Source organism: Pseudomonas sp. WT-JTC, assembly GCF_056711565.1.
The window spans coordinates 3,937,331-3,962,838 of record NZ_CM160042.1 but is presented as its reverse complement, the minus strand read 5'-3'; the positions used below and the strand labels follow the sequence as shown (position 1 = coordinate 3,962,838).

Below are 25,508 nucleotides of genomic sequence, written 5' to 3'. Positions count from 1 at the left end.
CGGTCACTTTCTTCAACGATCGGCGGCGCTGATCAAGCGGCCTTGATCACTTTGGCCGATACGGCACAAGTGCCTGGGTATTCGACCAGCGACAGGAAGCTTCGGCTGTCGGCATCCAGCGCGTCGATCGAACCGGTCTCGATGTCGTACACCCAGCCATGCAGGTTCAACAGGCCTTTTTCCTGGGCCAGTCGCACGCTCGGGTGTGTCTGGATGTTGGCCAGTTGGGCGATGACGTTTTCCCGAACCATCGAACTGACCTTGGCCGCTTCACTGGCGTGTGGCCGGGCTTCGTTGATCACTTTCGCCGACTCGGCGTGTTGCAGCCAGCCGCTGACGGCGGGCAGGTGGTCCATGCATTTGCACTTGGCCACCGCCGTCATGGCACCGCAGTCCGAATGGCCGCAAATCACGATATCGGTCACGCCGAGCACAGCGACGGCATATTCGACCGTGGCCGACACACCACCCGGATGCGGGCTGTAGGACGGCACGATGTTGCCGGCGTTACGGATCACGAACAGTTCACCGGGCTCTTGCTGGGTCAGCAGTTCCGGCACGACACGGCTGTCGGAACAGGTGATGAACAGCGTGCCTGGATGTTGGGTGGTGGCCAGGTGTTTGAACAGGTCGGTGCGTTGCGGAAAGGCTTCTTTCTGGAACTTCAAGAAACCGTCGATGAGCGCTTGCATGATCGCTTCCTCATGGCTGGGCAGGGTTCGGCCCGCACGGGGCGTGCGGGCCGCTATCAACTTAGAAAGGACGCAGGGGCAGGAACTTGCCGTCGAGGGTGATGACTGCGCGGGAGCCGCCTTCCGGGTCTTCTACTTTTTTCATGTCGAGCTTGAAGTTGATCGCGCTGATGATGCCGTCGCCGAACTGCTCATGAACCAGGGCTTTGAGGGTGGTGCCGTAGATCTGGATCATTTCGTAGAAGCGGTAGATGGTCGGGTCGGTCGGCACACCCGAGAGGCTGCCGCGCAGCGGGATGATCTGCAGCCGGGCCACGGCGTCGGCGTCCAGTTCAAGTTTGTCGCCGACTACTTTGGCCGCGCTTTCCGGCAGCGGATGTTGACCGAGCAGGGCGGCGGTGACGTAGGCCAGGCTCAATCCGGTGCCGTCGGCCAGGTCCTGCCACGACAGGTTTTTGCGCGCCTTGGCGTCAAGGACAGAAGTGGTCAGGGCCAGGCTTGGGTCGTTGTAGGCATGGGACTGTTGCATGGTGATTCTCCTATCGGAAGGGATGTTGCTTGGGTGTGGGGCCATCTTCTGCCGATCCATCCATAGCGTCCAAGACCGATATACAATGCTAGCCATAAGTACTGCCTATAGATGGAGAATCCCATGTTGCTTCGACATTTGCGTTACCTGCTGGCGGTGGCCGACCACGGTGGTTTCACGCGCGCTGCCGAAGTGCTGCATGTGTCCCAGCCGACCTTGTCGCAGCAGATCCGCCAACTGGAAGACTCCCTGGGCGTGAGCCTGTTCGACCGCACCTCGCGCACGGTCAAGCCGACCGATGCCGGCCAGGCTTACATTGAATGCGCGCGGCGGGTATTGGTGGAGCTGGAAGCGGGCAAGCGTGCGTTGCACGACGTGAAGGATTTGTCCCGCGGGACCTTGCGCCTGGCCATGACGCCGACCTTCATGGCCTATCTGGTAGGGCCGCTGGTGCGCGACTACGTGGCGCGTTACCCGAACATCCACCTGGAGATTTTCGAGTTGTCGATGGACGGGATCGAGGCCGGGCTGGCGGATGATTCGCTGGATATCGCGATTGCGTTCGATCAGGTGAGAAGCACCGACATCGAATCGATCCCGGCCTTTACCGAAACCCTGGGGTTGATGGTCGGGCGCGATCATCCGCTTTACGAACATCAGGACCCGTTGTCTGCTGCAGAGGTGGCTCAGCTTGAGTTTGCGCTGCTGACCCCGGACTACATCACCCGTACGTGCATCGACGAGTATTTCGCTCAGGTGCAGATCACGCCCAAAGTGGCGATTGAAGTGAACTCGGTCAACACGCTGCTGGAAGTCATCCGGCATTCCTCCATCGCCACCATCCTGCCGGAACCCATCGCCACGCAGGATCGGGCATTGCGCAAACTGTCGATGCTGGGCGCAGCACCTGAGCGCGGGGCCGCGTTGCTTCGGCGCAAGAACAACTACCACAGTGCGGCGTCACTGGCGTTTGTGGATCTGGTGTTGGGGGCTGATTTTTCCTAACGACGACTAAACCCTGTAGGAGCCGGCTTGCCGGCGATGGACTCAAGTGCGCCGCTTTTATCCGGGTTACACGCGTTATCGTTAACGACTATCGCTGGCAAGCCAGCTCCTACAAGAGGGCGTGTCCTGGACGAAAAAAAGGCCTGCTCTTTTTGGGAGCAGGCCTTTTTATTTATAAGTCAGTAATGACTCATTTCAATCAGTAGAACCGGTCAATCACCCGAACTTCGTTCTGATTCTGCATCGAGGCCCAGGCCTGTTTCAGAGTTTGCAGAACACTACCGATGAAGTCCTTGTCGGCTGCGGCTTTCTTGCCGACATAGCCCTGGCCGCGACGGTACATCTTCAGTCGGGCGAGCAGGTTCTGGTTGTTCTGGTCGAACTCTGCTTCATGGGCGTGCGGCGACAGGCAGTCGATATGCACCTGGCCACACTTGCTGATCCAGAGAATATGGCTGTCGTGGCTGTCTTTTTTTGCCGCGAACATACGAGCCAGTTCATCGATAGTTGGTTGATTGTTCAGATTCATCATAAAGCCCCTTGACCAATTGGTGATCTTTCAAAGTTGATTCGCTAATACAGGTAGCCCATCGGTTAGTTGATCCCTGGCACCGAAACCAGGACGTCAGCGTTCGACCGCCTTATCGGGCGGGGTCCTGCGTCTGTTGCATGTAGTCGTGTTGAATAACTGCTACGCAATAGCGTCACAACGAAGAGAAGCGGCGAAAACCTTAAGGCCACTGCCGACGTTTTCAGGGTCGACCACAAGCTTCATGAGGATTGCTCGCCAAGACTTCTCGCCCTTGTACTGGACGTTCAGGCCAGGTCAGCTTCTTCAATCTGCCTTGTGGGCAGCGTGTATCCGGGAAAAACAGCTCGGCGGTCAGACGAGCTTGCTCAAACGTGTTGCCTGTACTCCCGATCGGGGAGACGTCTGCATCATGCAAGGGCAAATCGGAGGCGTCAACGGTTTTGTAGTGATTATTTTTAGTCACTACATATTGTCCTACAAAGCCGTTGGGAATTAGCACGGGGAGTCGAGTGTGTGCCGGTCAGGGCGACTGGGGCGGACACTGAAAGCGGTAAAAAGTGCAGGGATGGCGGTCAACCACCTGCTGATGCAAGGTGAGCCCGCCAATGTCGAGCCCTGGCATGACGGCTGCCCAGAACAGCCGTGCCGGCTGATTGGCCTCGATATGGAAAATCTGCCATTGACCGGGGAATTGACTCAAGAGGGTGGACACGACAAACCGGGCGGCACCCTGGCCACGAAAGCGTCGGCTGACGAACAGATAACCGATGTTGTATTCGGCGCCGGGAAGATGGGTCTGGTTATCCACGGTCACGAAGCCGGCCAGTTCTGCGTCGACCTTGATCAGGAAGGGGCGGGTGGCCGGGTTTCGCCAGTAGTCCGACATCGGCTGGATGTTGAAGAAACCGTAGTCACCCAGTTTCAGCGGTAACCATTCGCTGAAATCGTAGGTATAGAACTGCATCAGGTTTTCGATGGTTTCCAGCTCATCGCGCTGGGCGGCGTGCAGTTCTATCGAAGACATGTGAAGCGGCTCCTGACAGATCACGGGACAGGGTTGATTATGACCGGCGCCACAGGGTTCTGTGTCAGGTTTGAGTTTTGCCGGCCGGTTTTGCCCTGCGTTGGGTGCCGCCCGGCTTGCGCTGGGTGCTCTTGCGTTTCTTTTTCCATGGGGCTGCGGCGCGCCCGGCGGGCGGTGGACCGCTGATGGTCAGGCTCAGCCCGGAGCAGCGACTGACCTGTTTGCTCATCCACGCCGCCTGTTTGGTGACGAACTCTTCCAGGCTCATTTCCCCGCTTTGCACCATGTCCAGGGCCTGTTCCCAGATCGCCGTGGTGCCCGGATCGGCGATGGCCCGGGGCACGGCGTCGATCAGGCTGAACGCGGCCGGTGTAGCGGCCAGGGCCTTGCCGTTCTTGACCAGATAACCACGGTCGAGCAGGCCCTGGATGATCGACGCGCGGGTCGCTTCGGTGCCGATGCCGGTGGTGTCCTTGAGCTTTTGCTTGAGCAGCGGGTCTTCCACCAGTTTGGCGACATTCTTCATGGCCTTGATCAGGTCGCCTTCGGTAAACGGTTTCGGCGGTTGCGTCCAGAGGTCCTTGAGTTGCACGCCGGCCACTGCGCAATCGATGCCTTCGGCCAGGTTGGGCAGTGTCTGCGGCGCGGGAGCTTCGCGGGCCCTGGCCGGCGCCAGCGCTTCGGGCAGGGCGCGTTTCCAACCCGGCTCGATGATCTGCTTGCCCACTGCGCGCAGGGCTTCGCCGGCACAATCGAAGTCGGCCTGGGTGCGGTCGTATTCGTGATTGGGCAGGAACTGCGCCAGATAGCGGGCGCGGATCAGGGTGTAGACCGCACGCTGCTTGCCCGCCAGCTTGTCGAGGTTCTTCGCCGCAGCGGTGGGGATGATGCCGTGGTGAGCGCTGACCTTGGCATCGTTCCAGGCCCGTGAGCGCCGTTGCGGATCGAGGTGATCGTGCAAGGCGTTCAACGCCGGATCGGCCTGGCGCAATGCAGCCAGGATGGCCGGTGCCTCTCTGTGCTGACTGAGGGGCAGGTAGCCGCAATCACTGCGCGGATAGGTGATGACTTTGTAGGTCTCGTACAGCGCCTGGGCGATGTCCAGGGTTTCCTGGGCGCCGAGGCCGAGCTTCTTCGAACAGACCTCCTGCAGGGTGCCCAGATCGAACGGCAGCGGGGCCACTTCGCGCATCCGCTCGGTGCGCAGCTTGATCACCCGCGCACTGGCCGCGCCACTCATGGCGGCCGCCGCTTGTTGTGCCAGCGCCTGATTCAGGCAGCGGTCCTGATCGTCACAAACCGCGGATGCCGCGCGCCATTGCGCCGTGAACGCGGTGCCATTGTGCAGCAGCTGCACATCGATGGCCCAATAGGGGACGGGCACAAAGTCGGCGATGCTGCGATCGCGATCCACCACCAGGCGCAAGGTCGGCGTTTGCACCCGGCCGACCGGCAACACGCCTTGATAGCCGGACTGGCGCCCCAGCAGGGTGAACAGCCGGCTCATGTTCATGCCGATCAGCCAGTCGGCCCGGGAACGCCCCAGGGCCGAGTGATAGAGGCTGAAGGTTTCGTTCCCCGGTTTAAGTGCCGCGAGGGCCCTGCGGATTGACGCATCGTCCAGCGCCGACAACCAGAGGCGGCGGATCGGTCCGCGATAGCGGCAATGCTCCACCAGTTCCCGGGCGATCATCTCGCCCTCGCGGTCGGCGTCCGTGGCAATGATCAGTTCGGAAGCTTCACCGAGCAGGCGCTTGACCGCCTTGTACTGGCTGGCGGTGCGCGGCTTGACGGTCATTTTCCACTTTTCCGGAATGATCGGCAGGTCGGCCAGCACCCAGCGCTTGTAGCGTGCGTCGTAGGCATCCGGCGGTGCGGTTTCCAGCAGGTGGCCGATGCACCAGGTCACCGTGACGTCTGTTCCCAGCCAGCAGCCATCGCCCCGGCGTTTAGCGCCGAGGACCGCCGCAATGTCTTTGGCCTGGGAAGGTTTTTCACAGAGGTACAGCCGCATAACCACCATCGTCGATCTATGTGCCAGAGGTGCACAGAATGGCGGTTGATGGACGATCGGGCAATCTTTATCTGTATGGATGTACAGTTTTGTGTGTCGCGACGACTGCCTTGCTCCCGTTCGGCTGCGAAGCAGTTGCATGGGTGAAACTTGGGTTATACCTGATAAATCGTGGTCTCAGGTTTTGGGGTTGCTGCGCAGCCCATCGCGGGCAAGTCACGCTCCCACATTGATTTGCAGGTCCATCACCGTCATGAGGAACGTATTCCATGAAAAGCTCCGGTCCTAGTCCTGTCATCACCATCGCCGAGCAGCCCGGCTGTCTTTTGGTGAAGTTCCACGGAATCCAGGTGGCCGCATCCTCGCGCGCGCTGGTGTTGCTGGAGGCCAATTACCCGCCGGTGTACTACGTGCCGCGAGAGGACATCGACGAGAAGTATTTCGCCCGCACTGATCACACCAGTTATTGCCCGTACAAGGGTGATGCCAGTTATTTCAATTTGCAGGTCCCGGGTCATGAGGGCGCCAACGCGGTGTGGAGCTACGAGAATCCCAAGGTCTCCGTCAGGCAGATTCAGGAGTACATGGCTTTCTATCCGGATCAAGTGAAATTCGAGGTCATCGAACTCGACGAGTGATTGTCGTTTTCGCTGCGACAAAGAAGCCACGATCTACTGGCCTCCTGTGGGAGCGAGCAAGCTCGCTCCCCCCCCTCAGGTTGTTACTGGCTAGTCTCAGTTTTTGTCGAGATCCACGTTACGGGTCTCACGCAGGAAAATCATCCCCACCACCAGGCTCACCCCGGTGATCACCACCGGATACCACAGCCCGTAGAAGATGTCCCCGGTGTATACCACCAACGCGAACGACACCGTCGGGAGGAACCCGCCGAACCAGCCGTTGCCGATGTGGTAGGGCAGGGACATCGAGGTGTAGCGGATGCGGGTCGGGAACAGTTCGACCATCAACGCCGCCAGCGGGCCGTAACACATCGCGGAGATGATGATCAGCGCAACGATCAGCGCGACTATCATCGGCTTGTTGATCTGCTGCATGTCCGCCTGTTGCGGGTAACCGGCGAGGGTCACGGCACCGCGCAGGGCGGCTTCGTCGAAACCATCGATCTTCACGTCACCGACGCTCACCTGCACGCCACTGCCGGCCGGTGCGACAGCACTGCTGTACGGCAAGCCCTGCTTGACCAGGAAGGTCTTGACCTTGTCGCACGGGCTGTCGAATTTCGCCTTGCCCACCGGGTCGAACTGGAAGGTGCAGGTGGCCGGGTCGGCCATCACGGTGATCGGTGCCTGGCGGCTGGCCTGGTCGATGGCCGGGTTGGCGTAGTGGGCCAGGGTCTTGAAGATCGGGAAGTACAGCGCGGTGGCCAGCAGCAGGCCGATCATCAGCACCGGTTTACGCCCGACCTTGTCCGACAGCCAGCCAAAGAAAATGAAGAAGGGGGCGCCGATGGTCACGCTGACAATCAGCAAGCCGTTGGCCACCGCCGGGTCCATTTTCAGGAACTGGGTGAGGAAAAACAGCACGTAAAATTGCGCGGCGTAGAAGGTCACCGCTTGCCCGGCATTGATGCTGAACAGGGCGATCAGCACCACTTTGAGGTTTTCCCACTTGCCGAAGGAGTCGCGAATCGGCTGTTTGCACAGCTTGCCTTCCTCTTTCATTTTCACGAAGGCCGGCGATTCGTGCAGGCTCAGGCGAATCCAGGTCGAGATGCCCAGCAGCACGATGGAAAACAGGAACGGAATGCGCCAGCCCCAGACTTCGAACTGATCGCCGGTGAAGTAGCGGCAGCCCAGCACCACCAGCAGCGAGAGCAGCAGGCCCAGGGTCGCGGTGGATTGAATCCAGCTGGTGTGGAAGCCACGCTTGCCGATGGGCGCGTGCTCGGCGACATAAGTCGCGGCGCCGCCGTATTCACCGCCCAGGGCCAGGCCCTGGAGCATGCGCAACACCACCAGGATGATCGGCGCGGCGATGCCGATGCTGGCGTAGGTCGGCAGCAGCCCGACACAGAACGTCGCCAGGCCCATGAGGACGATGGTGGCGAGAAAGGTGTACTTGCGTCCGATCATGTCCCCCAATCGACCGAACACCAACGCGCCGAACGGCCGCACGATGAAGCCGGCGGCGAAGGCCATCAGCGCAAAGATGAACGCCGTGGTGTCGTTGACCCCGGCAAAAAACTGCTTGCTGATCACCGCCGCGAGGGCGCCATAGAGGAAAAAGTCGTACCACTCGAAGACCGTCCCGAGGGACGAGGCGAAGATGACTTTCTGGGTTTCCTGACTGGTCCCCGCGCTACGCACGGCTTCCAGGGATTGAACGTGTTCTGACATACCGGTATCCCTCACAGTGATTGTTTTTGTTGTTCCACTGTCGGCGCCGGCCTTGTGGGCGGGTGCCGCTACTGCGATGTATCAGGTGTATCCGCTACCTGTAGGAGCGAGCCTGCTCGCGATGGTCGTCAACGATAACGCTGTAAACCTGACACCCACGTGCGCTCTCAGGTTCATCGCGAGCAAGCTCGCTCCTACAGGGGGGGCGTAAGGATTCAGGGGTGTGCGATCAGTTCCATTGTCGGTGTGATGCTCCTTGTGGCGGGGTTGAGGATCAATTGTGCAGCCTTCTCGGCAATCATCAGCGTCGGCGAGCAGGTGTTGCCCGAGGTGATGCGCGGCATGATCGAGGCATCGGCAATGCGCAGGCCGGGGATGCCATGGACCTTGAGTTGCGCATCGACCACGGCGTCGGCGTCGTTGCCCATGCGGCAGGTGCCCACCGGGTGGAAAATCGTGGTGCCGATCCGCGCGGCGGCTTCGTGCAGTTGTTCTTCGCTTTGCAGGCTGTCGCCGGGCAGGTATTCCACCGGGTTGAAGGGGCGCAGGGCCGGCGCGCTGACGATGCGCCGGGTCAGGCGAATGGCGTCGGCGGCCACCCGCAGGTCTTGCGGGTGGCTGAGGTAGTTGGGCTGGATCAGTGGTGCGTCCTGCGGGTTGGCCGAGCGGATGTCTACCCGGCCACGGCTTTGCGGGCGCAAATCACAGACCGAGGCGGTGAACGCCGGGAACGCATGCAGCGGTTCGCCAAAGCGCTCCAGCGACAGCGGTTGTACGTGATACTCGAGGTTGGCCGAAGTCTGTTCCGGCCCCGAGCGGGCAAAGGCGCCCAACTGGCTCGGCGCCATGGACAGCGGGCCGCTGCGGTCATACAGGTAGCGCAGGCCCATGCCCAGCTTGCCCCACAGGCTGCCGGCAATCTGGTTCAGGGTGCGGGCATTTTCCAGCTTGTAGATCAACCGCAGTTGCAGGTGATCCTGCAAATTGCCACCGACCCCGGTTAGCTCATGGGTGACGCCGATGCCCAGCCGCTCCAGCAGCGGACGCGGGCCGATACCGGAACGCTGCAGGATGCCTGGCGAACCGACCGAGCCGGCACAGAGGACGATCTCCTTGCGGGCCTTGAAGGTTTTCGCCTGGCCTTGCCAGCGGGCGCTGACCGCCGAGGCGCGGCCATTGTCCAGCAGCACGCGGTCGACTTCGACCCCGGTCAGTACGGTGAGATTGGGACGCTGGCGCACCGGCTTGAGAAAAGCCTTGGCCGCGTTCCAGCGGACGCCGGCCTTCTGATTGACCTGGAAGTAGCCGCAACCTTCGTTGTCGCCCTGGTTGAAGTCATCGATACTGGCGATGCCGCTTTGTTCGGCGGCACTGCGGAAGGCGTCGAGAATCGGCCACGACAGGCGCTGGCGTTCGACTCGCCATTCGCCCGCGGCGCCGTGGAATTCGGCGGCGCCGGCAAAGTGGTTTTCGCTCTGCTTGAACAGCGGCAACACGTCTTGCCAGCTCCAGCCGGGGTTGCCGTCGGCGGCCCAGCGATCGTAGTCAGCGGCCTGGCCGCGCATGTAGATCATGCCGTTGATGGAGGAGCAGCCCCCCAGCACCTTGCCGCGCGGATAGCTCAGGGCGCGACCTTGCAGGCCGGGTTGCGCTTCGGTCTTGAAGCACCAGTCGGTGCGCGGGTTGCCGATGCAGTACAGGTAGCCCACGGGGATGTGTATCCACGCATAGTTATCGCGGCCGCCAGCCTCGAGCAGCAGCACGCGATGTTGCGCATTGGCCGACAGTCGATTGGCCAGCAGACACCCGGCCGGCCCGGCCCCGACCACGATGTAATCGAACTCATCAAGGGAAGTCTGCATCCCTGACCTCGTTTTGTTGTTCTTGTTGTCTGTCATCCTAGTTGTTAGCTTTCGTCAAAAGAATGTTAGTTTTTGCGCAGCCGCTGTGCGTTTTTAAACAGCATCCCGAACGGCAACGAACAAGGACGATTCATGTTCGACTGGAATGACCTGCGGTTTTTTCTCGAATTGCAGCGCAGCGGGCGTTTGCTCACGGCCGCCCGCCGCCTGAACACCACCCATGCCACCGTGGCGCGGCACATCGAGGCCATCGAAAAGAGCCTCGGCACGGCGTTGTTCGTTCAGCATGCCCAGGGATATGAGATGACCCCGGCTGGCGAGGCATTGCTTAAACACGCCGAAGCGATGGAGAACGTGGCGCTGCTGGCCCAGGAGGAAATCACCCAATCCACCGCGCCGTTGGGCAAGATCCGCGTCGGGGTGACCGAAGGCCTGGGCATCATGTTCCTCGCCAGTCGCATGAACGGCTTGTTCGAGCGCTATCCGGGGCTGGAAGTGGAGCTGGTGGCGGTGCCGCGTTTTGTCAGCATCCTCAACCGCGAGGCGGAAATCAGCATCCACCTTGAGCGCCCGGCCGCCGACATGCTGGTCACGCGCAAGCTCACCGATTATCGCCTGGCGCTCTACGCCAGCCAGGACTATCTCGACCGTTCGCCGCCGTTGCGCAGTCGCGAAGACCTGGGGCGCCACGCCTGGATCGGCTACGTCGATGACTTGCTGTTCAGCCAGGAGCTGATGTTCCTCAACAGCTTCTGCCGCAACCCGCAGGTGGTGTTTCACAGTACCAGCGTGATTGCCCAGCAGCAGGCTGCGCGCTCGGGCCTGGGTATCGCGGTGCTGCCGTGCTACATGGCCAGTGCCGACCCGGACCTGGTGCCGCTGCTGCCGGACGAAAGCATCCAGCGCAGCTACTGGATCAGCACCCGCCGCGAATTGCACAAATCGGTGCGGCTGCGGGTGCTTTGGGATTATGTGGTGGAGTTGTGTGAGCGGGAGCAGGCATTACTGCTAGGGTCAAACTCCCAGGGTGCTTGAACGGACGCCTTCGCGAGCAAGCCCGCTCCCACATTGGAATGCGTCCTCCTGTGGGAGCGGGCTTGCTCGCGAAGGCGGCGGCACATCCAAAATAGATCTTATGGTTTAAGCAAGAATCTCGAACGCCGTGCTGGCCAGCCTTTCGCCATTGACCATGATGTGCACCGCATGGCGCCCCGCGTAATGCCGGCGGGTGGTGAGTTCCTTGATGTGCTGACCCCGGCTGACGGCTTCGCTGGCGTTGCCGGGCAGCGTCAGGGCCTTGAGCTTGAATACCTTCGCCGAAGTGCTGCCATTGGCCTTGACGTAATCGATGGCGTAGTCGATCACCAGGCGCTGACTGCTTTCAACGGTGGATTTGACGGCAAACGACAGGGTGATCTTTTCTCCCAGGCCAATCACCGGCGGTTCGACTTTCACATCGACGATCTCGACTTCAGGCTTGCCGCCCGCGCCGATGATCGCCAGTGCCCGCTGGTTGCCCTGTTTGATCAGGCTGCGCAGGGCGTGTTTGGCGATCCATGCGGTGTGCCTGTTGTCCAGTGACCAGCCTTCGATCAGGTCCAGCACCCATTCGGGATGATCCTTGGTGATGTCGTTGAGGTGATTGGCCACGGATTTGCGCACGTACAGGCTCGTGTCGGCCTTGAGGTTGTCGAGGATTTTCGCGGCGAGTTCCGGATCGGCCTGAATCGGCTCCAGCCGGAATGACCAGGGCAGGCGTGGCCGGCAGCCTTCACTGGCCAGGCGCCGCACATGCTCGTTGTCATCCAGCGACCAGGCGTGCATCAGCTTGAGCGAACGCTCGAGGTCGCTGCGCAGAAAATGGCGGATCGCGAATTCCGAGGAGCCGAAGGCGGTGAAGTACCTCAGGGCGTCCATCGACACCTCGAACGCATGGGCGCCATAAGTGGCGACATAGTGCGGCAGGCACATGCTGACGAAGCCGCTGTTGAGGCGCGGGGCGAGGGCGCGCAGCACCTTGAGTGACGCTTCGTAGTCCAGGGGCAGCACGGCGTGCAGGCATTCGCTGACCCGGGCCATGCGCTGCATGACGCTGAGGTCTGCGAGGCCGGTTTGGGCCAGCTTCAGGAAGCGCCTGGCCTCGAATGCGGGATAGACCGCGGTCATCTCGGAGGCGATGTGCCTGAGGCGTTCGGTGTTGAAGATTTCTTTGAGGGCGGGGGCAGGTTGGTCAGCCATGCTGGTTCCTTTGAAATTGTGGTTATTCCATCACACCGCGTTATCGTTTTTCGCGAGCAAGCCCGCTCCCACAAGGGGGCTCTGTCAGGCTCAATATTTGTGAGCACCCAAGATCCAATGTGGGAGCGGGCTTGCTCGCGAAGGGGCCCTCAAATCCACCTCATTTTGTGCCCACCTGCTCCTGCAGCTGATCCGACTCAAACAACTTCGCCAGTTCGACTCGCGCTTCCTTTGCCGTCTGCATCACTTTCGCGGCGTCGTCATACACCGCATGCTGGGCCTCGAGCACCTCTTCGTCGTGCTGCTTGAAGCGCTTGATCCGCGCATCCGCCTGGGCCTGGGTCAATCCCAACCCGATCAGGGTTTTGCGGCTCATTTCCAGGCTCGAATGAAAGGTTTCGCGCACGGCATGAGCGCCGACGTCCATCAGCCGGTGCACATGCTGACGGTTGCGGGCGCGGGCGATGATTTTCATATGCGGGTAGAGCTTGTGCACCAGCTCGGCGGTCTTGATGTTGGTGTCCGGGTCGTCGGTGGCGATTACGAAAAACTCGGCTTCCCCGACCTTGGCCGCGCTGAGGATCTCCGGGCGCATCGGGTCGCCGTAGAACACCGGCACACCACCAAAGCTGCGGGACAGCTCGATGGTTTCCACCGAGGTGTCGAGGGCCACGAACTTGATGTTCTGTGCGCGCAGGATCCGCGCAACGATCTGGCCCATGCGGCCCATGCCGGCGATCACCACCCGTGGTGCGTCGGTGTCGATTTCGCGGAACTTCTCCGGCACTTCCACCGGTTGCACTTTCGGGCTGACCAGCCGTGCGCAAACCAGTAGCAACAACGGCGTCACAGCCATGGACAAGGTGATGGTCAACACCAGCAAGTCATACAGTTCTGCCGCGAACAGCCCGTGATCGCGACCGATCTTGAACACTACGAAGGCAAATTCACCACCGGCCGCCAACACGATACCCAGGCGGATCGCACTGACCTTCTTCAAGCCGCCGGCCAGTCGACCGACGACAAACAGCAGCGGCAGTTTGATCGCGATCAGCAACAGGGTCAGGCCCAGCACCGCGACCGGCATGCTCAGCAACAGGCTCAGGTTCGCGCCCATGCCGACGCTGATGAAAAACAGCCCGAGCAACAGGCCCTTGAACGGTTCGATCTGGGCTTCCAGTTCATGGCGATACTCGGAGTCCGCCAGCAGCAGGCCGGCGAGGAATGCGCCCAGGGCCATGGAAATACCGGCCAGTTCCATCAGCCATGCGGTGCCGATCACCACCAGCAACGCCGTGGCGGTGGAGACCTCCGGCAACGCGGTTTTGGTCACTATGCGAAACACCGGCCGCAGCAGATAGCGCCCGCCGATCACCACCACGGCGATGCTGACCAGCACTTGCAGGCCATGGTTCAGGTCTTCGCCGGCAGTGGTGGGCTGATCGCCGCCGGCCAGCAACGGCACCATGGCGATCAACGGGATTGCAGCGATGTCCTGGAACAACAGAATCGCGAACGCCAGCCGCCCGTGGGGGCTGGTCAGTTCCTTGCGTTCAGCCAGGCTTTGCAGGCCGAATGCCGTGGACGACAGCGCCAGGCCCAGGCCCAGGACGATCGCGGTGTTCAATGGCTGGCCGAAGATCCACAGCGCCACCGCGCCAATCACCGAGCCGGTCAGCAACACTTGCGCCAGACCCACGCCGAACACTGATTTACGCATGACCCACAAGCGTCGTGGCGACAGCTCCAGGCCGATGATGAACAGCAGCAACACCACGCCGAGTTCGGAAATGTGCGCGACGCTTTGCGGGTTGTCGATCAGGCCCAGCACCGATGGGCCGATGATCACACCGGCAAACAGATAACCCAGGACCGCCCCCAGTTGCAGGCGCTTGGCCAACGGAACGATGAGCACGGCCGCCAACAGGAACACGACCGCGGCTTGTAGCAGGTTGCCTTCATGGGGCATGAGAAAACTCCAGAACTCGGTACAACGGGGAAGACAAGAATAAAGGCTGAGCCCTTCGACGTCAGCAAAGCGCCCGGGTTCAGATGTCACAATTTGCATTAATTAGTTACATTTATAGAATTAGCTGATCAATCAGCTTCGTTTCCGAGCAACTCCATGGCAATCAACTTCGACCTCAATGACCTGCAAGCCTTCCGTGCCGTGGTCGAGCAGGGCAGCTTCCGCAAGGCGGCCGATTCCGTGCGGATATCCCAGCCAGCCTTGAGCCGGCGGATTGAAAAGCTCGAAGACGCCCTGGGCGTGAAGCTGTTTGAGCGCACCACGCGCAAGGTCAGCCTGACCCAGGCCGGACGGGGTTTCATGCCCAGCGTCGAACGCCTTCTGGACGATCTGGACGTGGCATTGCTGGGCATCAGCGAAGTCGCTTCGACCCGGCTCGGTCACGTCACAGTCGCCTGTGTACCCTCGGCGGCTTACTACTTCATGCCGCGGGTGATCGCGCACTATCATCGGCAGTTTCCGAAGATCAAGGTCAAGGTGCTGGACTCCAGCGCCCACGAGGTGTTGAGCGCGGTAGTCAATGGCGAAGCGGATTTCGGCCTGAGTTTCATGGGCACGCTGGAAGCCGAAGTGGATTTCGAGCCCTTGGTGCAAGAGGGGTATGTAGTGGCGTGCCGGCGCGATCATCCGCTGGCGGGGCGAAGCAGCGTCACCTGGAACGAGTTCTACCGGCAGGATTACATCTCGCTGGATAAAACCTCGGGCAATCGCTTTCTGCTGGATCAGGCGTTGACCGGCGTGGTGCCGCAGCGGCCGAGTATCTGCGAAACCCGCCACGTGACCACCATGATCGGTCTGGTGGAGGCCGGGTTGGGTGTGGCAGCGGTGCCGTTGATGGCGATGCCGGCAGCGGATCACCCGATCCTGACGCGGGTGCCATTGACTGATCCGCAAGTGATGCGCAGCGTCGGTCTGATCAAGCGCCGGGGGCGAACCCTGACCCCGGCGGCACTTGAACTGGAACGACTGGTGGTGGAGATGAAAGTCCTGCAGCCGTCGGTCAGCGACTGACCGAGTCCAGTCCGGTCGCTTTTACGTCCGGTTGAGCCTGGGCCGAAGCCATGTATTCCAGCAGGGCTTTGGCTTCGACCGGGTGCTGTGCACCTACCGGGATACCGGCGGCAAACCGGGTCACCGACTGCACTGACTCCGGAATCTTCGCCACGAAACTCACCCCCGGCACCGGCAATAACTCGCTGACTTGCTGGAAGCCCAGTTGATAATCGCCAGTGGCAACCACCGAGCCCACGGGGACTTTCGGAACCATGGTCGACTTGGGCTTGAGTTGGTCTTCGATACCCAGGCGTTTGAACAGCTGCTGTTCGATGTACACGCCGCTGGCGCTGTCGGAGTAGGCCACTGATTCAGCAGCGAGCAGCGTCTTTTTCAGGCCCTCGACGTTGCTGATATCCGGTTTCGGTGCCCCTTCGCGCACGACCAGGCCAATGCGCGAATCTGCCAGCTCGACTCTTGAAGCGGGATCGACTTTGCCTTGTTTGATCAGATCGTCCAGTGCGTAGCCGACCATGATCACCACATCGGCTTGCTCTCCGCGGGCCAGGCGATTGGGAATCGCCTCTGGCGCCTTGCCCATGGATGGACCGAGTGCGGTGTCGAGGGTGTTGCCGGTGGCGGCGGTGAACTTCGGGCCGAGGATCTTGTAGGCCGCAGTGAAGCCGCCGGAGGTCATCACACGGATCTCTTCAGCCCGGGCAATGCCGCTCAAGCCCAGGTTGGCCACCAACGCGAGGGCGGCCAGATTGAACAGTTTTTTCATGGTCATGTTCTCGATAAAGGGCAGGTTCACGACGCAACCGCTTGCAGTCGATTCGAGGCTCGGCGATAGAGCATGAGCGTCGCGCACAACGCGCACAGTGCTGCAAAGCTCATCCAGTAACCCGGCGCAGCCTTGTCGCCGGTGTACTGGATCAGCAAGGTCGATATTGCCGGAGTGAACCCGCCGAACACGGCCGTGGCCAGGCTGTATGCCAGCGAGAACCCGGCGACTCGCACTTCCACGGGCATGATTTCCGTCAGCGCCGGGATCATCGCGCCGTTGTACAGGCCGTAGATGAACGACAGCCACAGCAAGACCAACAGCATGTGGATGAAGCTGGGCGCGTTGACCAGAAAGGTCAGTGCCGGGTAGGTGGTGGCGATGGCCAGCAAGGCCATGACGATCAACACCGGGCGTCGACCGATACGGTCCGAGAGAGCACCGCCAATCGGCAGCCAGATGAAATTGGAAACGCCGACCAGCAACGTCACCAACAGCGCATCGGACGTGCTCAGCTGCAGCACGGTTTTACCGAAGGTCGGTGCGTACACCGTGATCAGGTAGAACGCGGTGGTGGTCAGGGCGACCATCATCATGCCCGCGAACACGATCAGCCAGTTTTGCCCCAGGGTGCGGAACACTTCACCCATGTTCGGACGGTGTTTACGGGTGGCGAACTCTTCGGTTTCTTCCAGGTTGCGGCGCAGCAGGAAGATGAATGGCACGATCATGCAGCCGACGAAAAACGGAATCCGCCAGCCCCAATCGGCAATCACACCCGGTGCCATCCACTGGTTCAAGGCATAGCCCAGCGCGGCGGCGACAATGATTGCCACTTGCTGGCTACCCGACTGCCAACTGGTAAAGAAGCCCTTGTGGCCGGGTGTGGCGATTTCGGCGAGATACACCGACACGCCACCCAACTCCGCACCGGCGGAAAAGCCCTGCAGCAGCCGCCCGATCAGCACCAGGGCCGGGGCGAACAAACCGATGGATTCGTAACCGGGCACCAGCACAATCAGGATGGTGCCGCTGGCCATGATCGACAAGGTCACGATCAACCCTTTGCGTCGACCCACATCATCGATGTAGGCACCCAGCACCACGGCGCCCAACGGGCGCATCAAAAAGCCTGCACCGAACACGGCGAAGGTCATCATCAGCGAGGCGAATTCGCTGCTGGCCGGGAAGAACACGGCGGCGATCTGCGTGGCATAGAAACCAAAAAGGAAGAAGTCGAACTGTTCGAGGAAGTTGCCCGAGGTGACCCGGAAGATTGCGTTGGCCCGGGAGCGACCGGTAGTCGCGGGCCGTTGGATTGATGCTGTCATTGACGTGTACTCCACCGCTTTTATGACGTGCTCCGGCTGGACGCGGCGCACGGTTCTTATTGGGGCGGATAGTGGAGCAGGGGCATCGATATGTTAATTGCATTGTTGGCATGCATTGATGCGCGAAGTGGATCAATGCATCCGGGGACAAGGCCGATACTGCGTCAGGCTGGATGGCTACCGATCAAATAAACGCCTCGATATGCCCCATCCCCCGGGCCACGTACTCATCCTTCTCACCCACAGGGGCGAAATTGTTCAGCACTTCCCGGGCGGTTTCGCGGCCTTTCAAACGGGCCAGGATCCAGGCCGCGAGGTATTGCGACGCCAGGCAGCCACCCGCGGTGGCAACGTTGCCGTTAGCGTAGAAGGCCTGGTTGACGACATTGACCCCGGCTTCCAGCACCCAGGGTTTGCTGATGGCATCGGTGCAGGCCGGGGCATCCCCGAGCAGGCCGAGTCTGGCCAGCAGGAAGGTGCCGGAACACTGGGCCGCCAGCAGCTGGCGTGCGGGATCGAATTGCAGTTGCTCCATGATCCCCGGGTTTGCGGCCACTTCCCGGGTCTTGCGGCCGCTGCCCAGCAGCACCGCATCCGCCTGACAGGCCTCGGCGAGACCGATGTGCGCATCGATGCTCAAGCCATTCATCGACGTGACCCGCGCGGTCGGCGATGCGACGCTCACGCGCCAATCCTTGTCCCCGAGCAGGGAAACCCGGCTGAGCATGCCGTAGGCGATCAGCGAGTCCAGTTCATTGAAGCCGTCAAAGGTCAGGATGGCGATATGCATGGCGAACTCCGATGGTTTTTTGAGCAGCCTACCCGGGTGCCCCTCAACGTTGCCGGTACAGTTCGAGACATTATTATGATAACAGTCATGTAACGAAAGCAGGCACCCGCCGACATCGCGTTACTGGCTGTATGCCCGCACAACGCTCTCGGTGCCCAACCGATACTGGTTGTTCCCGCTGCGCTTGGCCTCATACATCGCCAGGTCGGCAATGTGCAGCAAGCGGTCAATGCTCGGTGCATGGTCGGGGAACATGGCGACGCCGAGGCTGGTGCCGATATGGCGCTGGTCGTTGCCGATGCTGACGGGCGGGGAGAGTTCGACGAAGATTTTCTGGCAGATGGTGCGCGCTTCGTCTTGCAGGCTTTTACCTTGGGGCAAGTCCTGGAGAATGACCACGAATTCGTCGCCACCGATCCGGGCGACGGTGTCGGTGCCGCGCAGAATGCGCTTGAGCCGCGTGGCGGTAGTGACCAGCACCCGATCGCCGGCCGCATGGCCATAGCGGTCGTTGATGGCCTTGAAGCCATTGAGATCGACAAATACCAGCGCCACCCGCGTAGCGCTGGCGCGCGCTTGTTCCAGCGCTTCGGACAGGCGCTCTTCGAGCACCAGGCGATTGGGCAGGCCGGTCAAAGGGTCGTAATGGGCCAGGTGCTTGAGGTAGTTGGCCGAGGCCTTTTCTTCGGTGATGTCGCGTACCACGCCCATCATCTTGATCGTTTCGTCGTGTTCATTCTTGACCACGTTTCCGGTTTCCCGCAGCCAGCGGATCGTCCCGTCGGGCCAGACCACGCGGTATTCCTCATCATGGTTTTCGCCGGTTTGCAGGCAACGCAGTTCGCCGGCCCGAACCCTGAGCCGGTCGTCCGGGTGCACGCAGGAGCAGAACAGGGCATAGGAGGGCGTCACTTCGCCGACCTTGAAGCCGAACATGCCGAAAATGGCTTCTGACCAGTACAGCCGGTCGGTGTCGACATCCCAATCCCAGGTACCGATACGAGCGAAATACTGGCTGCGCTTGAAGCGCTCGGCGTCGTCATCCTGGTGGATGTTCCGGCCTTCGGACAGGCTGTTGATGATCGCGCGATACTCTGCCAGTTGCTTTTGCAGCGAGCGCTCGCGCCAGACCAGCGCGACGATCAGGGTGAGCGTCATTGAGCCAAGGATGACGCTGGTCCAGAGCAGGATCATTCGGGGATGGCCATCAGAGCGGTGAACCGTACGGGTAGTAGTAGATTATTTTAGTTCAGCAAACAGCTTTGAACGCCGTGCGCGGAGGCGGCAATGGTTGCCAATCGAAGGTAAATCTGGGAAAACGGCGCCCATCAGGCCCTTGAGGGCGAGTGAGCATACGAGTGAATTCAATGAATGACGAGCTTCAGGTAATCGATCTCCAGCCGGGTGACGGAAAAGCCGCCGTAAAAGGCGCGCTGATCACCACCCAGTACCGTGGCTGGCTGGAGGACGGGACCGAATTCGATTCCTCCTACAGCCGTGGCAAACCCTTCCAGTGCGTGATCGGCACCGGGCGGGTCATCAAGGGCTGGGACCAGGGCATCATCGGAATGCAGGTCGGCGGCAAGCGCAAGTTGCTGGTGCCGGCGCACCTGGCCTATGGCGAGCGCACCATGGGCAAGATCACGCCGAATTCGAACCTGATCTTCGAAATTGAATTGCTGGAAGTGCTGACGCGGGATGATTGAGCGTCAGGCCTGAAAGGTTTCCCGGTACGCATACAGGCCGGGCGTTCCACCGGTCATGATGAACAGCACATTGTCCCCGGGGGCGAAGCGCCGCTGCTGCAGGTCGGCGAGCAATCCGGCAAACGCCTTGCCGGAGTACACCGGGTCGACCAGCAGGCCTTCGGCACGCGCCATCAGGCGTACCGCGTCCTGCATGGCGACGGTTGGCAGTCCATAGCCGGCACCCAACTGGCTGCCGTCAATCACCAGCTGGTCAGCCCGCACCTCGGCGCTGCTGTCCAGTAGTGCCAATGTCTCGCGGGTCAGTTGCAGGGTTCTCGCTGTTGATGATTCCTGGTCGGACAGCACCGAGAACGACTTGACCAGCGACGCGCCCCGGCCCAGCAATTGGAAACCCGCCGCCAGCCCGGCATGCGTGCCGGCGCTGCCGTTGGGTACCACCACTTGATTGAATGCGACTTGCAGTTCTGCCTCTTGCCGGGCGATTTCCCCTGCGCAGCTGGCATAGCCGAGGCTGCCCAGGGGCGTCGAGCCACCGGTTGGCAGCACCATGACCTTGTGCCCGGAGTCCCGAAGCTGCGCCGCCCTGGCCTCGGCTTTGGCCAGTGAGTCGGTGCCGCCGGCAAACACCTGCATCTGCGCGCCGAACAACTGGTCGAGCAGCACGTTGCCGTTGAGCTCGTAATCCACCTCGGCCTTGGCCACGGCCCGGGTCAGGAACAATTCGCAGGCGATGCCCAGCCGGGCGCACACGGCGGCAGTCAGGCGGGCATGATTGGACTGGATGCCGCCCACGGTAATGATCGTATCGACCCCGGCTTGCAGCGCCGCGCCTATATGGAATTCAAGCTTGCGCAGCTTGTTGCCGCCCGCGCCGATCAACATATGGTCGTCGCGTTTGAGGAATAGGCCGATACCCTGCTTGTCCAGGCCCAGCAGCTGTTCGAGTCGCGCGGCGCGCTGAATGGGGGTGGGACCTTGCAACAGGTCTGCCCGCGCGAAAACACTCAGTGCCTTGTCCAGTTGGGTTTGCATCAGTCGAGCCTCGTTGTTCACCATGATCCGGGTGACTCTATGGAGAAAGGCCGGCGGGATAAACGCACTGTCGGTCATGACTGTTTTAACCCGGTGTAACTAATCAGTCGGGCAGCAGGGGGATTGAACCTGAACGTTTAGCGGCCAATCATCTGGTTGTGCCTTGCCAGGCTCCACTCTATTGGCGATCATAGGTGTCATATAGGGGTAGGGGGTATATATATGTCACACATTCACGAACACAAAGATGACTTGATCAAGCGGGTGAGGCGCATTGCCGGTCAGGTGGAAGCCGTGGAGCGAGCGCTCGAGTCCGATGCCGATTGCGCCAAGACCCTGCATCTGGTGGCCGCCATCCGGGGGGCGGTCAATGGTCTGCTGGAGCAGTTCATCGACGCCCACGCCCGTGAGCACGTGGCCCATCCAGACCTGAGCGACGAAGAGCGCGCCCAGGGCGTGGAAGACTTGTTGCTGGCCATCCGTCGTTATGCCAAATAGAGGCCTGAATCCCATGACACTGACACCACAGGCTTCACGTTTTTCCCACGACCATGTGTTTCTCGGCGCCTCCCATGATGAAAACGCCCGCCGCACCTTATGGGTGGTGGCGCTGACGTTTGTGATGATGATTGGCGAAATTGCCGCCGGTTACATCACCGGTTCCATGGCGTTGCTGGCTGACGGCTTTCACATGGCCACCCACGCCGGGGCCTTGGGCATCGCTGCGGCGGCCTATGGGTTCGCGCGGCGCAATGCCAACAATGCGCGTTACAGCTTCGGCACCGGCAAGGTCGGGGATCTGGCGGGTTTTGCCTCGGCCATGGTGCTGGGACTGGTGGCGATCGGCATTGCCGGTGAGTCGGTTTTTCGCCTGTTTCAGCCCACCACAGTGGCATTCACCGAGGCGACAGTGATTGCGGTGGTGGGGCTGGCGGTGAACATTGTCAGCGCCTTTTTGCTGGCGGGCGACCACGGTCATCATGGCCACGATCATGGGCACAGTCATGATCACGGCCATCATCACCATCACGACAATAACCTGCGTTCAGCCTATGTCCATGTGTTGGCCGACGCCTTGACTTCGCTGCTGGCGATTGCCGCATTGCTGGCCGGGCGGTATCTGGGGTGGGTGTGGCTGGACCCGGTGATGGGTATCGTGGGCGCCATTGTCATCGCGAAATGGGCCGTTGGCTTGATGCGTGACAGCGCTGCGGTGTTGCTCGATGTCACGGATGCACAGGTTGCCGATGAGATTCGACAACTGCTCGAGTCGTCGGACGATGTGCGTATCAGCGATCTGCATGTGTGGCAGGTCGGCCCGCAGGCGCGGGCGGCGATTGTCAGCGTCGTGGCGACGGCCGATGTCAGTGCCGACGCCATTCGCGAACGGCTGGCGCCGGTCCATGAGCTGTCTCACCTGACCGTCGAATATCGCACTGCCTGAGCGGCTTTCAGGACGGGACCTTCGGTCAATCACTGAACAGCGGAATTCGTCCATTCGCGGACGGACGGAATTCCCGCTTCAGGTGCTCCAGTGCTGGCCTCATCGCCAGAAGCTGCTTGAGCGTAGCGCCGGCAATGCTCAATGCCAGCCGTTGCCCCGGACATTGATGGCGCCCCGCACCAAAGGTGAAACTGCGCCGGTTCGGGCGGTCGAGCAGGAATGCGTCGGGGTCGTCGTTGAGTTGCGGGTCGCGATTGGCCGAGGCCAGCAGCACCAGGATCACGTCTCCGGCATCCAGCCTCACCCCGTCAATCTCGCAGACGGCGGCGACGAAGCGGCGGGTGTTCTGTACCGGCGGATCGAAGCGCTGCACTTCGGCCAGCAGGTCTTCAACAGGGGTTGATTCACTGGCCAACGACGGATGTTCAATCAATGCCAGCACGGCATTGCCAATCAGCCCGGCAGTGGCCTCGAAGGTCTGGGAAAACAGGCCGATCAGGTTGGCGATCAGCGTTTGCGGCGCGCCGGACGCGAAGCGCTGGCGGATGCCTCCAAGCAGATGGCTGTGGTTGTCCGGGTCGGCCAGCAGCTCGACACAGTAACCGCTCAATTGCTCGGCGGCAGCGTGGGCGGCGGTCAACTGTGCTGCGGTACTCAAGGGCGACAGGCAAGCCACGAAATCCGCCGTCAGTTCGCTGATGACGCGACCCTGAGCCGGGGTGAATCCCAGCAACGCCGCCACCACGCACACCGGTCCACGGAACATGGCGTTGTACAGGCCGGCGGCGTCGGCGGTGATCAACCGGGCGCTGACCAGGGCCTCGACTTCCCGCGCATCGATCAACTCCAGCCCCGGCGCAATCGCCGACCGTGGACAGCGCTGGCGCTCGCCCTCGTTCATGCGCATCAGTTGGCCGAACACCTGGCCGGCCATGCCATCGGCAATCGCCCTCGGGACGGGCTCCTGTGCGGGGCGAACGTGGCAGTCGGGATGGGCCAGCACGGCAGCCACCGCCCGGGCGTTGCTGGCCACCCACATTTTCAGCCCCGGATGAAAGGCCAGCCCACCCTCGGCACGCAGTTGTGCGTAGTAGGGATAAGGATCGGCATGGGTCGCAGCGATGATCGGGTCCATGGGTCGCGGCCTTTTGTTGTTGGAAAGTGTTGCTACTATCTCCAGTTCGAAAGGACGTTGATTCGTCCGGGAGCGAAATATGAGCGCAGAACAACACGACATTGGCGTCTCGCAGGTGGCGGCAGGCATCGCTGAGCCGGCGCGGACGAAAATCCTCTGTTCGCTGATGGACGGTCACGCCCGCACCAGTACCGAACTGGCAGCGGTGGCCGAAGTCAGCGCGTCGACCGCCAGTGCCCACCTGGCCAAACTCAAGGAACTGGCGCTGGTGCGGCTGCACGTTCAGGGACGTCACCGCTATTACAGCCTGGCGGACAAGCGCGTGGCCCAGGCCCTTGAAGCGCTGATGGTGCTCGGCCGGAATGCCACGCCGGAGTTCCAGTCGCGTACGCCGGATCGCCTGCAATTTGCCCGCACCTGCTACGACCACATGGCGGGGACCCTTGCCGTACTGTTGCATGACCGGATGCTTGAGGCTGGCTGGCTGGAGGAAACCGACGAACAGGCCTATCGCTTGAGTGACAGCGGTACGGCAATGTTTCAGGGGCTTGGGATCGAGGTCCAGGACTTGAGCACATTGCGTCGCCGCTTTGCCTGCCCATGCCTGGACTGGAGCATGCGCCGGCCGCATCTGGGTGGGTCGCTGGGCGCGGCGTTGCTGCAAACGGCACTCAAGCGCAAGTGGGTGACGCAGGATCTGGACAGTCGCGCGCTGGCGCTGACGGCGTTGGGGCGCAAGGAGATCGCGGGGCGGTTTGGGGTTGAGTTGCCGCTGGAACGTGACGGCAAAAGATCGCAGCCTGTGGCCGCTCCTGCGGGGGCGGCGTCCAGTCGCTGAATCGCAACCATGAAAAAGCCCCCCATCGGTCACCCGATGGGGGGCTTTTGTGCGTCTGGCGTCAGGTCAAACCTTGACGATCCAGCCTGCTGGCGCTTCGATGTCGCCGGTTTGCACGCCGGTCAGCTCTTTGTAGAGCTTCTGGGTGATCGGGCCGACTTCGGTTTCGCTGTGGAACACGTGCAGGTTGTCGTTGTAGTTGATGCCGCCGATCGGCGTGATCACGGCCGCAGTACCGCAAGCACCGGCTTCCTTGAAGTCCGCCAGCTTGTCGATGAACACGTCGCCTTCGACCACGTCCAGACCCAGGCGGGACCTGGCCAGTTCGATCAGCGACAGACGGGTGATGCCCGGCAGTACCGATGGCGAGTTCGGGGTCACGAACTTGTTGTCGTGGGTGATCCCGAAGAAGTTGGCCGAACCGACTTCCTCGATCTTGGTATGGGTCAGTGGGTCCAGGTAGATGCAGTCGGCGAAATGCGCCTTCTTGGCCTGGGAGCCCGGCATCAGGCTGGCGGCGTAGTTGCCACCGACCTTGGCGGCACCGGTGCCTTGTGGCGCGGCGCGGTCGTAGCTGGAGATCAGGAAGTTGTGCGGGGTCAGGCCGCCCTTGAAGTAGGCGCCAACCGGGATGCAGAAGATCGAGAAGATGAACTCGGGGGCGGTACGCACGCCGATGTTGTCACCCACGCCGATCACGAACGGGCGCAGGTACAGCGCGCCGCCGGTTCCGTACGGCGGAATGAAGCGCTCGTTGGCACGGACCACTTCTTTACAGGCTTCGATGAATTGCTCGGTGTCGACTTGCGGCATCAGCAGCCGGGCGCAACTGCGTTGCATGCGCAGGGCGTTCTGGTCCGGACGGAACAGGTTGATCGAGCCGTCCTTGCAACGGTAGGCCTTCATGCCTTCGAAGCATTGCTGGCCATAGTGAAGGGCAGTGGAGCCTTCGCTGATGTGCAGCACATTGTCTTCGGTCAGGGTGCCTTTGTCCCATTCGCCATTGCGAAAGTACGACAGATAGCGTTTGTCGGTCTTGATGTAGTCAAAACCCAGCTTGTCCCAGTTGATGCTTTCGTTACCCATGACACCCTCTATCACTTAACAACCGCCGAAACGGTTCAAGGCTTCTGACGTTTTTCCGGATGGGCACAACAATACTTCATTCCG

General features: G+C 61.2%; 24 protein-coding genes. 8 read left to right on the top strand and 16 right to left on the bottom strand.

Features of this window, described 5'->3' with window-relative positions; all coding sequences use genetic code 11:
* Window positions 1–32: 32 nt before the first annotated feature.
* Together AC06G5_RS17985 and cynS are read right to left on the bottom strand one after the other, a co-directional pair.
* A complete protein-coding gene (locus AC06G5_RS17985; protein WP_413428773.1) occupies window positions 33–692 on the bottom strand; it encodes a carbonic anhydrase in 660 nt (219 codons plus the stop codon).
* 61 nt (window positions 693–753) lie between these two features.
* Window positions 754–1,221 carry a cyanase gene (cynS, locus tag AC06G5_RS17980; RefSeq protein ID WP_007971791.1) on the bottom strand — a complete coding sequence of 156 codons (468 nt, stop codon included), beginning with the start codon at window positions 1,219–1,221 and terminating at the stop codon, window positions 754–756.
* 123 nt (window positions 1,222–1,344) lie between these two features.
* On the opposite strand from cynS, the gene cynR reads away from it, so the two are divergent.
* Window positions 1,345–2,226 (top strand): transcriptional regulator CynR, encoded by an 882-nt coding sequence (gene cynR, locus AC06G5_RS17975; RefSeq protein ID WP_413428774.1) that lies wholly within the window; start codon window positions 1,345–1,347, stop codon window positions 2,224–2,226.
* Window positions 2,227–2,425: 199 nt separating this feature from the next.
* Here cynR and AC06G5_RS17970 read toward each other — a convergent pair whose 3' ends face one another.
* From AC06G5_RS17970 to AC06G5_RS17960, 3 genes are all read right to left on the bottom strand, one after another.
* Window positions 2,426–2,755, bottom strand: coding sequence for a hypothetical protein (locus tag AC06G5_RS17970; RefSeq protein WP_413428775.1), 330 nt, complete (start codon window positions 2,753–2,755; stop codon window positions 2,426–2,428).
* Between the two features lie 523 nt (window positions 2,756–3,278).
* Window positions 3,279–3,782: a GNAT family N-acetyltransferase gene (locus AC06G5_RS17965; RefSeq protein ID WP_413428776.1), complete on the bottom strand. Its 504-nt coding sequence runs from the start codon at window positions 3,780–3,782 to the stop codon at window positions 3,279–3,281.
* Between the two features lie 64 nt (window positions 3,783–3,846).
* On the bottom strand, window positions 3,847–5,796 hold the full coding sequence (locus AC06G5_RS17960) for a DNA topoisomerase III (protein ID WP_480457848.1): 1,950 nt from the start codon (window positions 5,794–5,796) through the stop codon (window positions 3,847–3,849).
* Between the two features lie 269 nt (window positions 5,797–6,065).
* On the opposite strand from AC06G5_RS17960, the gene AC06G5_RS17955 reads away from it, so the two are divergent.
* Window positions 6,066–6,434 carry a DUF427 domain-containing protein gene (locus AC06G5_RS17955; RefSeq protein WP_413428778.1) on the top strand — a complete coding sequence of 123 codons (369 nt, stop codon included), beginning with the start codon at window positions 6,066–6,068 and terminating at the stop codon, window positions 6,432–6,434.
* 96 nt (window positions 6,435–6,530) lie between these two features.
* Here the strand turns inward: AC06G5_RS17955 and AC06G5_RS17950 are convergent, their stop codons facing one another.
* Both AC06G5_RS17950 and AC06G5_RS17945 read right to left on the bottom strand, forming a co-directional pair.
* Window positions 6,531–8,153, bottom strand: a complete 1,623-nt coding sequence (locus AC06G5_RS17950) for an MFS transporter (RefSeq protein ID WP_413427789.1) — start codon at window positions 8,151–8,153, stop codon at window positions 6,531–6,533.
* 215 nt (window positions 8,154–8,368) lie between these two features.
* The gene (locus tag AC06G5_RS17945; RefSeq protein ID WP_413427790.1) at window positions 8,369–10,015 is read right to left on the bottom strand and encodes a GMC family oxidoreductase; all 1,647 of its coding nucleotides are present in this window, start codon (window positions 10,013–10,015) and stop codon (window positions 8,369–8,371) included.
* A gap of 132 nt (window positions 10,016–10,147) precedes the next feature.
* Here AC06G5_RS17945 and AC06G5_RS17940 point away from each other — a divergent pair, with 132 nt between their 5' ends.
* Window positions 10,148–11,050 carry a LysR family transcriptional regulator gene (locus AC06G5_RS17940; protein ID WP_413427791.1) on the top strand — a complete coding sequence of 301 codons (903 nt, stop codon included), beginning with the start codon at window positions 10,148–10,150 and terminating at the stop codon, window positions 11,048–11,050.
* Window positions 11,051–11,155: 105 nt separating this feature from the next.
* Here AC06G5_RS17940 and AC06G5_RS17935 read toward each other — a convergent pair whose 3' ends face one another.
* Window positions 11,156–12,253 (bottom strand): DNA alkylation repair protein, encoded by a 1,098-nt coding sequence (locus tag AC06G5_RS17935; protein WP_413427792.1) that lies wholly within the window; start codon window positions 12,251–12,253, stop codon window positions 11,156–11,158.
* Between the two features lie 160 nt (window positions 12,254–12,413).
* Entirely contained in the window at window positions 12,414–14,222 is a 1,809-nt protein-coding gene (locus tag AC06G5_RS17930; RefSeq protein WP_413427793.1) for a monovalent cation:proton antiporter-2 (CPA2) family protein, read from the bottom strand.
* Window positions 14,223–14,378: 156 nt separating this feature from the next.
* Between AC06G5_RS17930 and AC06G5_RS17925 the strand changes: the two genes are divergently transcribed.
* Window positions 14,379–15,293 carry a LysR family transcriptional regulator gene (locus AC06G5_RS17925; protein WP_413427794.1) on the top strand — a complete coding sequence of 305 codons (915 nt, stop codon included), beginning with the start codon at window positions 14,379–14,381 and terminating at the stop codon, window positions 15,291–15,293.
* Here the strand turns inward: AC06G5_RS17925 and AC06G5_RS17920 are convergent.
* From AC06G5_RS17920 to AC06G5_RS17905, 4 genes are all read right to left on the bottom strand, one after another.
* Window positions 15,283–16,059: a substrate-binding domain-containing protein gene (locus AC06G5_RS17920; RefSeq protein WP_480459906.1), complete on the bottom strand. Its 777-nt coding sequence runs from the start codon at window positions 16,057–16,059 to the stop codon at window positions 15,283–15,285. The genes AC06G5_RS17925 and AC06G5_RS17920 overlap by 11 nt on opposite strands.
* Before the next feature lie 26 nt (window positions 16,060–16,085).
* Entirely contained in the window at window positions 16,086–17,390 is a 1,305-nt protein-coding gene (tcuC, locus tag AC06G5_RS17915; RefSeq protein WP_413427795.1) for an MFS transporter, read from the bottom strand.
* Between the two features lie 184 nt (window positions 17,391–17,574).
* On the bottom strand, window positions 17,575–18,180 hold the full coding sequence (locus AC06G5_RS17910) for a DJ-1/PfpI family protein (protein ID WP_480457843.1): 606 nt from the start codon (window positions 18,178–18,180) through the stop codon (window positions 17,575–17,577).
* 120 nt (window positions 18,181–18,300) lie between these two features.
* A complete protein-coding gene (locus tag AC06G5_RS17905) occupies window positions 18,301–19,374 on the bottom strand; it encodes a diguanylate cyclase domain-containing protein (RefSeq protein ID WP_413427797.1) in 1,074 nt (357 codons plus the stop codon).
* 173 nt (window positions 19,375–19,547) lie between these two features.
* Between AC06G5_RS17905 and AC06G5_RS17900 the strand changes: the two genes are divergently transcribed.
* Window positions 19,548–19,886 (top strand): FKBP-type peptidyl-prolyl cis-trans isomerase, encoded by a 339-nt coding sequence (locus AC06G5_RS17900; protein WP_413427798.1) that lies wholly within the window; start codon window positions 19,548–19,550, stop codon window positions 19,884–19,886.
* A gap of 3 nt (window positions 19,887–19,889) precedes the next feature.
* Here the strand turns inward: AC06G5_RS17900 and AC06G5_RS17895 are convergent, their stop codons facing one another.
* Window positions 19,890–20,921, bottom strand: coding sequence for a D-cysteine desulfhydrase family protein (locus tag AC06G5_RS17895; RefSeq protein WP_413427808.1), 1,032 nt, complete (start codon window positions 20,919–20,921; stop codon window positions 19,890–19,892).
* A 222-nt stretch (window positions 20,922–21,143) separates the two neighbouring features.
* On the opposite strand from AC06G5_RS17895, the gene AC06G5_RS17890 reads away from it, so the two are divergent.
* Window positions 21,144–21,419 carry a metal/formaldehyde-sensitive transcriptional repressor gene (locus AC06G5_RS17890; protein ID WP_046037323.1) on the top strand — a complete coding sequence of 92 codons (276 nt, stop codon included), beginning with the start codon at window positions 21,144–21,146 and terminating at the stop codon, window positions 21,417–21,419.
* Window positions 21,420–21,432: 13 nt separating this feature from the next.
* Window positions 21,433–22,365: a CDF family Co(II)/Ni(II) efflux transporter DmeF gene (gene dmeF / locus AC06G5_RS17885; RefSeq protein ID WP_413427799.1), complete on the top strand. Its 933-nt coding sequence runs from the start codon at window positions 21,433–21,435 to the stop codon at window positions 22,363–22,365.
* Window positions 22,366–22,390: 25 nt separating this feature from the next.
* Here the strand turns inward: dmeF and AC06G5_RS17880 are convergent, their stop codons facing one another.
* Entirely contained in the window at window positions 22,391–23,500 is a 1,110-nt protein-coding gene (locus AC06G5_RS17880) for a cytochrome P450 (RefSeq protein ID WP_413704607.1), read from the bottom strand.
* Between the two features lie 79 nt (window positions 23,501–23,579).
* Between AC06G5_RS17880 and AC06G5_RS17875 the strand changes: the two genes are divergently transcribed.
* Window positions 23,580–24,338, top strand: a complete 759-nt coding sequence (locus AC06G5_RS17875) for an ArsR/SmtB family transcription factor (protein ID WP_480457839.1) — start codon at window positions 23,580–23,582, stop codon at window positions 24,336–24,338.
* Window positions 24,339–24,404: 66 nt separating this feature from the next.
* Here AC06G5_RS17875 and AC06G5_RS17870 read toward each other — a convergent pair whose 3' ends face one another.
* Window positions 24,405–25,424, bottom strand: coding sequence for a branched-chain amino acid aminotransferase (locus AC06G5_RS17870; protein WP_480457837.1), 1,020 nt, complete (start codon window positions 25,422–25,424; stop codon window positions 24,405–24,407).
* Between the last annotated feature and the right edge of the window lie 84 nt (window positions 25,425–25,508).